The 12,292-nt window shown below is 59.4% G+C and carries 11 protein-coding genes; 3 read left to right on the forward strand and 8 right to left on the reverse strand.

Annotated elements, in window-relative coordinates; genetic code table 11:
* Window positions 1-42: 42 nt before the first annotated feature.
* Window positions 43-585 (reverse strand): YaeQ family protein, encoded by a 543-nt coding sequence (locus tag AC0ZWN_RS13630; RefSeq protein WP_007908961.1) that lies wholly within the window; start codon window positions 583-585, stop codon window positions 43-45.
* Window positions 586-731: 146 nt separating this feature from the next.
* Between AC0ZWN_RS13630 and AC0ZWN_RS13635 the strand changes: the two genes are divergently transcribed.
* Window positions 732-1,931, forward strand: a complete 1,200-nt coding sequence (locus AC0ZWN_RS13635) for a CaiB/BaiF CoA transferase family protein (protein WP_099758087.1) — start codon at window positions 732-734, stop codon at window positions 1,929-1,931.
* Window positions 1,858-2,838 carry a TIGR02285 family protein gene (locus AC0ZWN_RS13640; RefSeq protein ID WP_476335465.1) on the forward strand — a complete coding sequence of 327 codons (981 nt, stop codon included), beginning with the start codon at window positions 1,858-1,860 and terminating at the stop codon, window positions 2,836-2,838. Before AC0ZWN_RS13635 ends, AC0ZWN_RS13640 begins: the two co-directional genes overlap by 74 nt.
* A gap of 176 nt (window positions 2,839-3,014) precedes the next feature.
* Here the strand turns inward: AC0ZWN_RS13640 and AC0ZWN_RS13645 are convergent, their stop codons facing one another.
* The 7 genes from AC0ZWN_RS13645 to xerD all read right to left on the reverse strand — a co-directional run bounded on the left by AC0ZWN_RS13645 (window position 3,015) and on the right by xerD (window position 10,273).
* Entirely contained in the window at window positions 3,015-3,296 is a 282-nt protein-coding gene (locus tag AC0ZWN_RS13645; RefSeq protein WP_093436783.1) for a DUF3509 domain-containing protein, read from the reverse strand.
* A 164-nt stretch (window positions 3,297-3,460) separates the two neighbouring features.
* A complete protein-coding gene (locus AC0ZWN_RS13650; protein WP_476335423.1) occupies window positions 3,461-3,868 on the reverse strand; it encodes a response regulator in 408 nt (135 codons plus the stop codon).
* Window positions 3,869-3,985: 117 nt separating this feature from the next.
* Complete coding sequence (locus AC0ZWN_RS13655; protein WP_093436791.1) at window positions 3,986-5,359, reverse strand: transporter substrate-binding domain-containing protein; 1,374 nt, start codon at window positions 5,357-5,359, stop codon at window positions 3,986-3,988.
* Between the two features lie 120 nt (window positions 5,360-5,479).
* Window positions 5,480-6,889 carry a threonine synthase gene (gene thrC, locus AC0ZWN_RS13660; RefSeq protein WP_093436796.1) on the reverse strand — a complete coding sequence of 470 codons (1,410 nt, stop codon included), beginning with the start codon at window positions 6,887-6,889 and terminating at the stop codon, window positions 5,480-5,482.
* A 66-nt stretch (window positions 6,890-6,955) separates the two neighbouring features.
* Entirely contained in the window at window positions 6,956-8,260 is a 1,305-nt protein-coding gene (locus tag AC0ZWN_RS13665; RefSeq protein WP_186621965.1) for a homoserine dehydrogenase, read from the reverse strand.
* Window positions 8,261-8,390: 130 nt separating this feature from the next.
* Complete coding sequence (gene dsbC / locus AC0ZWN_RS13670) at window positions 8,391-9,122, reverse strand: bifunctional protein-disulfide isomerase/oxidoreductase DsbC (protein ID WP_007908974.1); 732 nt, start codon at window positions 9,120-9,122, stop codon at window positions 8,391-8,393.
* 254 nt (window positions 9,123-9,376) lie between these two features.
* A complete protein-coding gene (xerD, locus tag AC0ZWN_RS13675; protein WP_093436805.1) occupies window positions 9,377-10,273 on the reverse strand; it encodes a site-specific tyrosine recombinase XerD in 897 nt (298 codons plus the stop codon).
* A gap of 107 nt (window positions 10,274-10,380) precedes the next feature.
* Between xerD and AC0ZWN_RS13680 the strand changes: the two genes are divergently transcribed.
* Entirely contained in the window at window positions 10,381-12,189 is a 1,809-nt protein-coding gene (locus AC0ZWN_RS13680) for a cation:proton antiporter (protein WP_476335426.1), read from the forward strand.
* The last annotated feature ends 103 nt before the right edge of the window (window positions 12,190-12,292 follow it).

Below are 12,292 nucleotides of genomic sequence, written 5' to 3' on the forward strand. Positions count from 1 at the left end.
CTTCTCTTGATTACGTGGGATTATTGCGGTGGTGACGCGGGATCAGCCGCGCTCACCTTGCAGCCATTGCAACTGGACTTCGTGCTGACCACGGTCGTCAGTGACGAAGATCGTGCCTTCGCTGATCATCACGTCCCACTTGATGACGCGAGGCATGTCCTTGGCCAGCGTCTCCAGCACTTCCTGAGGGACGGCCGCGATGTTGACGTTTTTCAGGTTCTTGATCGCCGGGATCACCTTGGTTTCCCAGACGCGCAGGCTGCCATAGGCCAGCAGGCTGGTGCGCTCGGTGCGACGCGAGCACCAGGTCAGGCGATCAGCGTCAGGCTGGCCAACTTCGATCCAGTGCAGAACACGGTCGTCCAGGCTCTTTTCCCACAGTGCAGGTTCATCCACGTCTGACAGACCGCGACCAAACGACAACTGCTCGTTGTACCAGAGGGCGTAGGCCAGCAGTCGCACGGTCATACGCTCTTCGGTTTCCGAAGGGTGACGGGCGATGGTCTGCTTGACGCTCTCGTAGACACTGCGGTCGAGGTCGGTGAGGTTCAGTTCAAATTTGTAGGTAGTGGACGGCTGGGCCATGAACGGGCTTCTTGATACGAGGAAAGTCGGCAAGTCTAACCGATGCAGTAGGCAATCATCGAATTGATGGCGATCAAGCTGCGGCGTCTGACAGCCGGCTATGTTAAAACGCTGTATCTGCTTAGCCTTGTCCTACAGGATTCAGTATGCCGTTCGCCAACAAACCGCTCAGCGGTGTGAAAGTCATTGAATTGGGTACATTGATTGCCGGGCCGTTTGCCTCGCGCATTTGCGGCGAGTTCGGCGCCGAAGTGATCAAGATCGAGTCACCGGACGGCGGTGATCCGCTGCGCAAATGGCGAAAACTGTACGAAGGCACGTCGTTGTGGTGGTTCGTTCAGGCGCGCAATAAAAAGTCACTGACGCTGAACCTCAAACACCCTGACGGCTTGGCGATTCTGAAAAAACTGCTCAGTGAAGCCGACATCCTCATCGAGAACTTCCGCCCCGGCGTGCTGGAAAAACTGGGCCTGGGTTGGGAAACCCTGCACGCCTTGAACCCGAAACTGGTGATGGTGCGCCTGTCCGGTTTTGGCCAGACCGGGCCGATGAAGGATCAGCCCGGCTTCGGTGCGGTAGGTGAGTCCATGGGCGGCTTGCGCTACATCACCGGTTTCGAGGACCGTCCACCGGTGCGCACCGGAATTTCCATCGGCGATTCGATTGCCGCGCTATGGGGCGTGATCGGCGCACTGATGGCGCTGCGTCATCGCGAAGTCAATGGCGGCACAGGCCAGGTTGTCGATGTCGCGTTGTACGAAGCGATTTTCGCGATGATGGAAAGCATGGTGCCGGAGTTCGACGTGTTCGGTTTTATCCGCGAGCGCACCGGCAACATCATGCCCGGCATCACGCCCTCCTCTATCCACACCAGTGCCGATGGCAAACACGTGCAGATCGGCGCCAATGGTGACGCGATCTTCAAACGTTTCATGCTGATCATCGGCCGTGAAGACCTGGCCAATGACCCTACGCTGGCCAGCAACGACGGGCGTGACAATCGTCGCGACGAGTTGTACGGCGTGATCGATCGCTGGGTCAATTCGTTGCCGCTGCAATCCGTGCTCGACCTGCTCAATCAGGCCGAAGTACCGGCCAGCCGGATCTTCAGCGCCGAGGACATGTTCAGCGATCCGCAGTACCTGGCCCGAGAGATGTTCCTGCAGGCCAAGCTGCCCGGCGGCAAAGATTTCAAGATGCCGGGCATCGTGCCGAAACTCTCAGAGACACCCGGCAGTTCGGAATGGGTCGGACCGCAATTGGGTGAACACAATGCGCAGGTACTTCACGATCTTGGCTACGACGAGCGCCAGATCGCCAAGTTGCGCGAAGACGGAGCCATTTAAGCTGAAACGCCGGCAGACATCGCACGCCAACCACGCCCATCAATGGTGGACGTGGCGGCTGTTCGGCTTGTTGTTTCTACTCATGTTGTCGAACGGCGCGCAGGCGAAACCGACGCTGATCTGGTTACTGCGCGACCTGCCGCCACTGACCATTTTTGAAGGCCCGAAAAAAGGCCAGGGTGTCATTGATCATCTCATGCCGATGCTGATTGCCGGCATGCCGCAATACGAACACAAGTTGATGCGAGTCAATCGAGCCCGAGGCATCCAGATGCTTCACGAAGCCTCCTTCACCTGCGACCCGTCGCTGATCTGGAGCAAGGAGCGCGCGCAATGGATCGCGTATTCCATCCCGGCCTTCCGCGCCGTCAGTAATGGGCTGGTGGTGCGTCAGAAAGATCGCGAAGTGTTGGCACCGTTTCTCGTGGAAGGTGAAATCGATCTGGCATCGCTTCTAGCCAATGGCCAAGTGAAAATCGGTGTCGTGGCGGAACGCAGTTACGGTGCAATAGTCGATGACTTGCTGCGCCAGGCCCCCACGGACGCCCTGACGCCTCATTACGGCAACGAGGCCCTGAACAATCTGCTGCTGATGCAGCGCCTGGGACGATTACAGGTGGTGCTGGGCTATTGGCCAGAAATTCGTTATCAGGCTCATCTGGCGCAAATCGCCGAAGACGAGTTGCTGTTTTATCCGATCCGCGGTACCGGTAAGTACCTGTCGGGCTACATCGGCTGCTCAGACACACACCAGGGCCGTCAGGCAATCAGCGAAATAAACCAACTGCTGCGCACCCTTCCCCACGATCAACTGAACCAGTTGTACGCCGACTGGCTGGACCCCGCGATGCGAAGCGACTACCTCGAACAGGCCCGATCGTTCTTCGAGCAACAAGCGGCGCCATGAGCAAATCGCAGACAAAAGAAACCCCGAGAAGTGGGGAGACGACTCGGGGTTAAACGTGGCCTACATAAAGACCCGTAGCAGCAAGCGACAAGCACCGGAGCACAATGCTTGATCCTGCTGTTACCGGGTCTGACTGACAGGGATGCAGGAAGGTTCCCACAAAAAATATTTCATCTTTACAGCGCCGCACGTTTATCCAGCGCGGCGTTGCGCAATGCCGCGATCACACAGGGTTCCAGCCTTCCCTCCGCAATCAGAACGTCGCGGTGCAAGCCGTCAACGACATCGGTCAACTGGCGCTTGTCAGTCAGTTGTGCCTGATTGAATTCGCGTTCCACCACAATGGCGCCGTGACTGTTCTTCAAGGTCACCAGGCATTCACCATGGGAACCGTTTGGAGACAACGAAACCTGATACGGGCTCAGAGCCTCACCGAGCAATAGACTGATACTTTCCATCTCGATCTCCACTCAATAGTCCGAAAACTGTGTGCCTGGGGCGTGTTCACAATAAATGACCACCTGCCCGAGAAGAAAGTTCTGCATACCGATCGCTCCGCTCCTGGAGTCAACGGTCTGTCAGAGCATGCACGGCGAAGATGACAGAAAAATAACCGTCCCCGTCAAACCTGGAGAGTTGGCGAAACGGCGCTCAGGTAACTGTCGAGCAAACCGCGCATCAGCACCGCCGACACCGGGGTTTGCAGGCGCCCCAGCAGCTGCAGGCGGTGTTCACACAGCAAAGGCTCTAGATCGTTCAGCAGGCTTGGCGCGACCGCCCCCAGCAGGATCAACGCACGCGCCTCATGCCGTGTCGCCAGATGATGAATCAGCGCCAGGCCATCGCCACCCTTGAGTTGCGGATCGCAAATGGCGATGTCGACCGCGCCGCGATGGCCCAGCGAAGACAGCGCAGAGGCCAGCGACGGCGCCGTCAGCACGTCATAGATGCCAATGGCATTGAGCATTTGATGCAATGCCATCAGCTGGAACGGATTGGGTTCAAGTATCAGGACTTTAAGCGAGCGCATAAGCGACCTCTGGAGGCGACAATCGCGGACTCTCACCGCAGTTGTTGTCACTCTAGGGCAGCCGTCCTAAGCCTCCCATCGGAAAAGTAGTCGCGTCTTATAGGACATTTCCCATCTTCATTGCAGACATCGACACCCGCTCTCTGTACGACGCAGGGTGATGTCCGTCCAGCCCCCCAAAAGTCCACGCAGTTTGCCGTCGGCGCTGTAGAACGGCACTGTCCACTGATAGACCTCGCGGGGACCACTCTTGAATTGCAATCGGCGCTTGCTGAAGCGCGACTTGCGGGTACGCAACTGCACCAGGAACTCGTCGTGCAGCATCAGCGCCGTAGCCTGCGGCAGCGCGTCAACTTCGATCAGCAACTTCCCCAGCACCTGATCCAGTCGAATCGACAAGGCCTCCTCATAGCTGCGATTGCACATGATCAGCCGCCCTTGCAGATCACGGACGAACACCGGGTCGGGCATGGAGTCGATCAACGCGTGCTGAAACGCCAGTTGATCGCCCAGATCCTTTTCCGCCGCGCGACGCAGTTTGATCACGGCCGTCAGTCGCCGATTCCATATCAGGAAAAGCAGGCCAAACACGCCGAGTCCGCCCATGCCCCAGCAACCCCATTCGAGCATCTGCTGCCAGACCGACGGCACGGGCACCGGTGCAACACCCTCCAGCCATTTCAGCCGGATCGCCCGTAACTCCGCCGCAGGAAAAGCCTCAAGGGCCTTGTTGAGAATACTCAAGAGCACTGGCATGCCTTTACGCACGGCCAGGTTATCCGCTTCCCATTTACCTTCGACCAGACCGCCCACCTTGAGCAACCCCAAAGGATACAGCTGAGCGCCGATTTCGTTCTCGATGGTGGCGTAAGCTTCACCGCTCTCGACCAGTGCTCGCGCCTCAGCGTAGGTCTTGACCGAGCGAATCTCGATCGACGGGAAGTCACGCCGGATCATGTCTTCCAGCGCATGCCGGGCCGGCAGCACCAACACCCGTTGACTCAATTGCTCAAAAGCCTCCAGCCGGGGCGCGTCAGCGCGGCCGACAAACACCCAGCCCGCACCACCAAATGCATGGCTGTAATCCAGAAACGCCTTGCGCTCCTCGCTCATGGCCAGGGTCGTACTGATATCCGCCGATCCGCTTTCCAGACGTTCGAGCATGTGATCGGTGGAAAACGACTCCTGATGCACAAAACGCAACCCGGTCATCGCCGTCACGCGCTTGAGTACATCATTATTCAAGCCGCTCCACTGCCCGTGCTCATCCTGGAACAGATACAACGGGTACTGCAACGACGTCACCTTCACCTCGGGGTTGTCTCGAATCCACTGACGCTCGTGCGCAGCCAGTTCGATGGGCTGGACCCTGGAAGTCGCGGCATCGTCATGCAGCGCCAGTTGCGCCGCCTCGCTGCTGCGCATCAAAGCCAGTAATCCGAACAAGAACAGCCCACTCAGTGCCGGTTTCAAACCTCTATAAAACAGCATTGCCACTTCCTTCGTGATCGACTCACCCGTCCTTCGTGGGTGAAAACCCGCACAGTGTGGCAGCAGAAACAAAAAAGCCCGTCAGGAGACGGGCTTCAAAATGTGACAGCTTTTACCGGCTTAAAGCGGCTTGCCGCGGTTGCCATGCTGGCTGACAAAGGCTTGCACGGCTTTCAGCTCGTTTGGCAAAACGGTGCAACGCTCGTTTCGCTCAAACAAATCAGAAAGATGTGCAGGTAGCTCGAGCGCTTTTCCTACACCGGCTTTCTCTACCGCATCCGGGAATTTCACCGGATGTGCGGTGCCGAGAATCACCATCGGGATATCGAGGCTACGACGGCATTCGCGCGCGGCCTTGACGCCGATCGCGGTATGCGGATCCAGCACTTCACCGGTCTGCTCGTAAACTTCGGCGATGGTTTCGCAGGTTTGCGCGTCGTCCACGGCCAGCGAGTCGAACAGCTTGCGGGCTTCGGTCCAGCGTTCTTGCTCGACGCTGAAACCACCACCCTGCTTGAACGTGTCCATCAGACCGGCGATGGCCGCGCCGTTGCGACCGTGCAGGTCGAACAGCAGGCGTTCGAAGTTCGACGAGACCATGATGTCCATCGACGGCGACAGCGTGGCGTGCAGGGTTTCCTTGACGTACTGATTGCCGCTCATGAAGCGGTGCAGGATGTCGTTGCGGTTGGTGGCGACGATCAACTGGTTGATCGGCAGGCCCATGTTGCGCGCCAGGTAACCGGCGAAGATGTCGCCAAAGTTGCCGGTTGGCACCGAGAACGACACCGAACGCGCCGGACCGCCCAACTGCAGGGCCGCGTGGAAGTAGTAGACGATCTGGGCCATGATCCGCGCCCAGTTGATCGAGTTCACCGCCACCAGACGCGTGCCTTTGAGGAAACTCTGGTCGGCGAAGCTCGCCTTGACCATTTCCTGGCAGTCATCGAAGTTGCCTTCGATGGCGATGTTGTGGATGTTCTCGCCGAAAATCGTGGTCATCTGGCGACGCTGCACTTCGGACACACGGTTGTGCGGGTGCAGAATGAAGATGTCGACGTTTTCGCAGTGCTTGCAGCCTTCGATGGCCGCCGAGCCGGTGTCACCCGAGGTGGCGCCGACGATGACCACGCGCTCACCGCGTTTTTCCAGCACGTAGTCGAGCAGACGACCGAGCAGTTGCAGAGCGAAGTCCTTGAACGCCAAAGTCGGGCCGTGGAACAACTCCAGCACCCATTCGTTGCCGTTCAACTGACGCAGCGGCGCCACGGCGCTGTGCGAGAACACACCGTAGGTTTCTTCAAGGATCTTTTTGAAATCGGCATCCGGAATGCTGCCGGTAACGAACGGACGCATCACCCGGAAGGCCAGTTCGTGATACGGCAGGCCGGCCCACGAAGCGATTTCTTCCTGAGTGAAACGTGGCAGGTTTTCCGGAACGTACAGACCGCCGTCGGTGGCGAGACCGGCCAGCAGGACGTCTTCGAAATTCAGGGCCGGTGCCTGGCCGCGGGTACTGATGTAACGCATGACTGACTCCAATGGAGAGTGTTCACGACACCCGCCCCGTGCACGGGACGGGTGCAGGACAACGACTTAGTTCAGGTGCTCGACGCGGATCCGGACAACCGGACCATTCACGCCGGCCAGGGCTTCGAGGGCGGCGATCGCATCGTTGATACGTTGCTCGACCACGCGGTGGGTCAGCAGGATCATCGGCACCAGACCGTCGTGCTCTTCAACTTCCTTCTGCATGATCGACTCGATGTTGATGCCGCGCTCCGAGAGGATGCTCGCCACCTGAGCCAGTACACCCGGATGGTCCTTGGCCTGGATGCGCAGGTAGTAGGCGCTTTCGCAGGCTTCGATCGGCAGGATCGGATGGGCCGACAGCGAATCCGGCTGGAAAGCCAGGTGCGGTACGCGGTTTTCCGGGTCGGAAGTCATGGCGCGAACCACGTCGATCAGGTCGGCAATTACCGACGAGGCGGTTGGCTCCATGCCGGCGCCAGCGCCGTAGAACAGCGTCGAACCAGCCGCATCACCGTTGACCATCACCGCGTTCATCACGCCGTTGACGTTGGCGATCAGGCGATCGGCCGGGATCAGCGTCGGGTGCACGCGCAACTCGATGCCGGCGGCAGTGCTGCGAGCCACGCCGAGGTGCTTGATGCGGTAGCCCAGCGCTTCGGCGTAGTTGACGTCGGCGGTGGTCAGTTTGGTGATGCCTTCGGTGTAAGCCTTGTCGAATTGCAGCGGAATGCCGAACGCGATGGAGGCCAGAATCGTCAGTTTGTGCGCGGCGTCGATGCCTTCAACGTCGAAGGTCGGATCGACTTCGGCGTAACCCAGTGCCTGGGCTTCGGCCAGCACGTCTTCGAAGGTACGGCCCTTCTCGCGCATTTCGGTGAGGATGAAGTTACCGGTGCCGTTGATGATCCCGGCGACCCAGTTGATGCGGTTGGCGGACAGGCCTTCACGGATCGCCTTGATCACCGGAATGCCACCGGCCACGGCCGCTTCGAATGCCACGATCACGCCTTTCTCGCGTGCCTTGGCGAAAATCTCATTACCGTGAACGGCAATCAGAGCCTTGTTCGCGGTGACCACATGCTTGCCATTCTCGATGGCCTTGAGTACCAGCTCGCGGGCAACGGTGTAGCCGCCCATCAGCTCTATGACGATGTCGATCTCAGGGTTCGTGGCCACTTCGAAGACATCGTTGGTAATCGCAATACCGGTCGTCTGGAACTGAGGCTTTGGCGTGCGCATGGCAATTTGTGCCACTTCGATCCCACGCCCGGCACGACGAGCAATTTCCTCGGCGTTGCGCTGAAGTACGTTGAAGGTACCGCCACCGACGGTCCCTAACCCACAGATGCCTACTTTGACCGGATTCACTGTGAACTCCCCATAAAACGGCCGACGCGGGGTCGGCCGGAAAACAACCGCGTGCTCGCGGCTCTCTATTGATGGCCCGGCGATGCATCTGCCGGACCATGATCGTCACGGCTGACCGTGACGATGCGAATCACTTCGCGCCCAGCGCCAGTTTGGCGACTTGTGGCGCAGGCTGGTAGCCCGGAATCACTTGTCCGTCAGCCAAAACGATGGCCGGTGTGCCGTTCACGCCGATCGACTGACCTAGGGCGAACTGCTTGGAAACCGGGTTATCGCACTTGGCGGCCTTGATCTCCTTGCCATCGACCATTTTGTCCATGGCGGCTTTCTTGTCTTTCGAGCACCACACGGCTTGCAGTTGCTCGTCACCCGGCGAGTTCAGACCCTGACGCGGGAACGCGACGTAACGCACTTCGATGCCGCGCTTGTTCAGCTCAGGCACTTCGGCGTGCAGCTTGTGGCAGTACGGGCAGGTGGTGTCGGTGAACACGGTGATGTGCGACTTGGTTTCGCCCACAGCCGGGTAGACCACGGTTTCGGCAACCGGGATGGCATTGATCAGTTTGGAGATGCCCAGGCGTTCGGTCTTCTCGGTCAGGTTGACCGGTTTGCCGTCCTTGAGCTGGAACAGGTAACCCTGAACGATGTACTGGCCATCGGCGCTGGCGTAGAGCACGCGGCTGCCCTTGAGCTTGACTTCGTACATGCCCGGCAACGGGCTGGCGCTGATGCTTTCTACCGGAACCTCGAGTTCGAGTTTTTCCAGGCTTTGACGAATGGCTTTGTCGGCCGCGTCATCGGCGACGGCAAAGGTGCTGACCAACGCAATGGCTGCGGCGGCGAAAATCTGGGTCAGACGCATGAGAACTCCTGAAGGCGGACAAATGGAACGATCAGAACGCCCGTGCCGGAACACCGGGTCATAACCGTCCATCGTGCAAACCGGCAAAGCCTAACACATAAGGCCACGGTGGCCGAATGCGCCTGTCGCCACACTTTCAGGACTGCACAGATCCTTGTGGGAGCGAGCCTGCTCGCGAAAGCGGTGTGTCAGCTAAATGAACCCTGACTGACACTCCCTCTTCGCGAGCAGGCTCATTCCTACAGGGATTTCGTTCAACCTCTTGGGTGGTGTTTGGCGTGCAGATCCTGCAATCGAGCGCGGGCGACGTGGGTGTAGATCTGTGTAGTAGAGAGGTCGCTGTGGCCGAGCAACATCTGCACCACGCGCAAATCCGCGCCATGGTTGAGCAAGTGCGTAGCAAACGCATGGCGCAAGGTGTGCGGCGACAGCGACTTGCCGATCCCGGCAACCTTGGCCTGGTGCTTGATCCGGTGCCAGAAGGTCTGACGGGTCATCTGCTCGCCACGCTGACTGGGAAACAGCACATCGCTGGGGCGGCCACCGAGCAATTCGCTACGACCATCACGCATGTAGCGCTCGACCCAGACGATCGCCTCTTCGCCCATGGGCACCAGCCGTTCCTTGCTGCCCTTGCCCATCACCCGCAACACACCTTGACGCAGGTTGACCTGCTCCAGCGTCAGGCTGACCAGTTCTGTCACGCGCAAACCACAGGCATACAACACTTCGAGCATGGCGCGGTCTCGCTGACCGATGGCTTCGCTCAGGTCCGGCGCTTTGAGCAACGCCTCGACGTCGGCTTCCGACAGCGATTTGGGCAGAGGCCTACCGAGTTGCGGCATGTCGACGCGCAATGTCGGGTCGACGCTGATCATCTTTTCCCGCAGCAAATAGCGATAAAAGCCACGCACCCCGGAAAGAAATCTGGCAGTGGAGCGCGGTTTGTAGTTCTGCTCCAGACGCCAGGCCAAGTGATCAAGGATCAGCTCACGGCCGGCATTGATCAGTTCCAGGTTTTTCTCCTGCAACCAGCCATTGAACAGCGCCAGATCACTGCGATAGGCGCCGCGGGTGTTATCGGACAGGCCTTTCTCCAGCCATAAAGCGTCGAGGAATTGATCAATCAGTGGATGGTCGATGGCAGGCATGGGCGCTCAAGTCACACAGCCTCAAGACTGTGCGCAAATGTAGAGTGAACTGTAGGAATGGGCGCTAGTCTTTCATAGCCCGCTAATTCAAGGAACAGGGAGCATCAATGAACGAGCAGCAAATTCTCTTGGCATTTGGCGGGATCGGCGCGGCCGCGCTGGGTTGCCAATGGCTGGCCTGGCGCCTGAAGTTGCCGGCGATTCTGTTTCTGTTGCTGACGGGGATTCTGGTCGGCCCGGTGCTGGGCTGGCTTGATCCACAGGAGATGTTCGGGCCGCTGCTGATGCCGCTGGTGTCGCTGGCGGTCGCGCTGATTCTATTCGAGGGCAGCTTGACCCTGCACTTGTCGGAGTGGAAGGAGATCGGCAGCGTCGTCCATCGACTGGTGACCATTGGGGCGATCTCGACCTGGATCGTCATCGCGGTCGCCACGCATTTTCTGCTCGGCTTCGACTGGATGCTGGCCATCCTGTTCGGCAGCCTGACACTGGTCACCGGCCCGACCGTCATCGTGCCGATGCTGCGCGTGGTGCGGCCGAAAGCCTCGATCGCCAACATTCTGCGTTGGGAGGGCATTGTCATCGACCCGATCGGCGCCCTCCTCGCCGTGGTGGTTTACAGCTTCATCATTGCCAGCGCCGAAGGGCACGGCCTCAAGCAGAGTCTGTTCACCTTTGGCGGGGTGATTCTCTGCGGCGCAGTGTTCGGCATTGTCGGTGGCTGGCTGCTCGGCACCGTGATCCGCCGGCAATGGCTGCCGGAGTATCTGCATAACCTCGCCTCGCTGGCAGCGGTGCTGGGGATTTTCATTGCCGCCAACGAAGTGATGCATGAATCCGGCCTGCTGGCGGTAACGCTGATGGGCATGTGGCTGGCGAACATGAAAGGTGTGGATGTACGGCACATCCTGCACTTCAAGGAAAACCTCAGTGTGCTGCTGATTTCCGGGCTGTTCATCCTGTTGGCGGCGCGCCTGGATTTGTACGCGCTGATCGGACTGGGACCGCTGGTGCTGATTCTGCTGTTGGTGATTCAACTGATCGCTCGACCGCTGAACGTGCTGCTCAGCACGGCCGGTTCCAGCCTGAGTTGGCGTGAGCGCGCGTTGCTGTGCTGGATTGCGCCGCGCGGGATCGTTGCAGCGGCGGTGTCGGCGATTTTCGCGATTCGCCTGCATGAGGCCGGGCACGAGGGAGCATTGCTGCTGGTGCCGCTGACGTTTGCGGTGATCATCGGTACCGTTGTCCTGCAAAGTGCGACGGCCCGACCACTGGCCCGACTGCTCAAGGTCGCGGAGCCGGCGCCGAGTGGCTTCCTGATCGTCGGTGCCAACGGCCCGGCGCGGGAGCTGGGCAAGTCGCTGCAGCAACTCGGCAGTCGAGTGCTGCTGACCGATTCGAGCTGGGAAAATATTCGTGCGGCGCGCATGGAAGGATTACCGACTTACTTCGGCAATCCGGCCTCGCAGCATGCCGATGCGCATCTGGATCTGGTCGGACTGGGGCATTTGCTGGCGCTGTCGCCGTCGGGCGAACTCAATACCCTGGCGGCGATGCGCTTTCGGCATGATTTCGGCCATCAGCGCCTGTTCGGTCTGGCCAGCGGCCATGAAAGCCGCCGCAGTGACAAGCACCGCGCCAGCCTTGAACATCGTGGCAATCAGTTGGGCAGCGAGGCGTATACCTACGCGAAACTGGCCAGCCAGATGGGTCAGGGTGCCGAACTGTACAGCACGACATTGACGGATGGCTTTGGCTGGGAGGATTACCGGGCGTTGCATGGTAATCGTGCGACCTTGCTGTTTATGCGCGATGACAGCGGGTGGGTGCATGTGGTGACGCCGGAGACTGCTTTGAAACCAGGATCCGGGTGGACGCTGCTGGCGTTGATTCAGCCTGAGGCCAACGGCGCCTGAGCTGACGCCTTCGCGAGCAAGCTCGCTCCCACAGGGTTCGTGTCGAACATAAAACTGTGAACGACACACTTCCTGTGGGAGCGAGCTTGCTCGCGAACGGCTC

It is taken from the genome of Pseudomonas sp. 3B-A001-10F, assembly GCF_056313565.1.

Bases quoted from the DNA above. Each gene is read 5' to 3' on its own strand.
- AC0ZWN_RS13630 (WP_007908961.1), bottom strand. From the start codon at position 585: ATGGCCCAGCCGTCCACTACCTACAAATTTGAACTGAACCTCACCGAC.
- AC0ZWN_RS13635 (WP_099758087.1), top strand. From the start codon at position 732: ATGCCGTTCGCCAACAAACCGCTCAGCGGTGTGAAAGTCATTGAATTG.
- AC0ZWN_RS13640 (WP_476335465.1), top strand. From the start codon at position 1,858: ATGCGCAGGTACTTCACGATCTTGGCTACGACGAGCGCCAGATCGCCA.
- AC0ZWN_RS13645 (WP_093436783.1), bottom strand. From the start codon at position 3,296: ATGGAAAGTATCAGTCTATTGCTCGGTGAGGCTCTGAGCCCGTATCAG.
- AC0ZWN_RS13650 (WP_476335423.1), bottom strand. From the start codon at position 3,868: ATGCGCTCGCTTAAAGTCCTGATACTTGAACCCAATCCGTTCCAGCTG.
- AC0ZWN_RS13655 (WP_093436791.1), bottom strand. From the start codon at position 5,359: ATGCTGTTTTATAGAGGTTTGAAACCGGCACTGAGTGGGCTGTTCTTG.
- thrC (WP_093436796.1), bottom strand. From the start codon at position 6,889: ATGCGTTACATCAGTACCCGCGGCCAGGCACCGGCCCTGAATTTCGAA.
- dsbC (WP_007908974.1), bottom strand. From the start codon at position 9,122: ATGCGTCTGACCCAGATTTTCGCCGCCGCAGCCATTGCGTTGGTCAGC.
- xerD (WP_093436805.1), bottom strand. From the start codon at position 10,273: ATGCCTGCCATCGACCATCCACTGATTGATCAATTCCTCGACGCTTTA.
- AC0ZWN_RS13680 (WP_476335426.1), top strand. From the start codon at position 10,381: ATGAACGAGCAGCAAATTCTCTTGGCATTTGGCGGGATCGGCGCGGCC.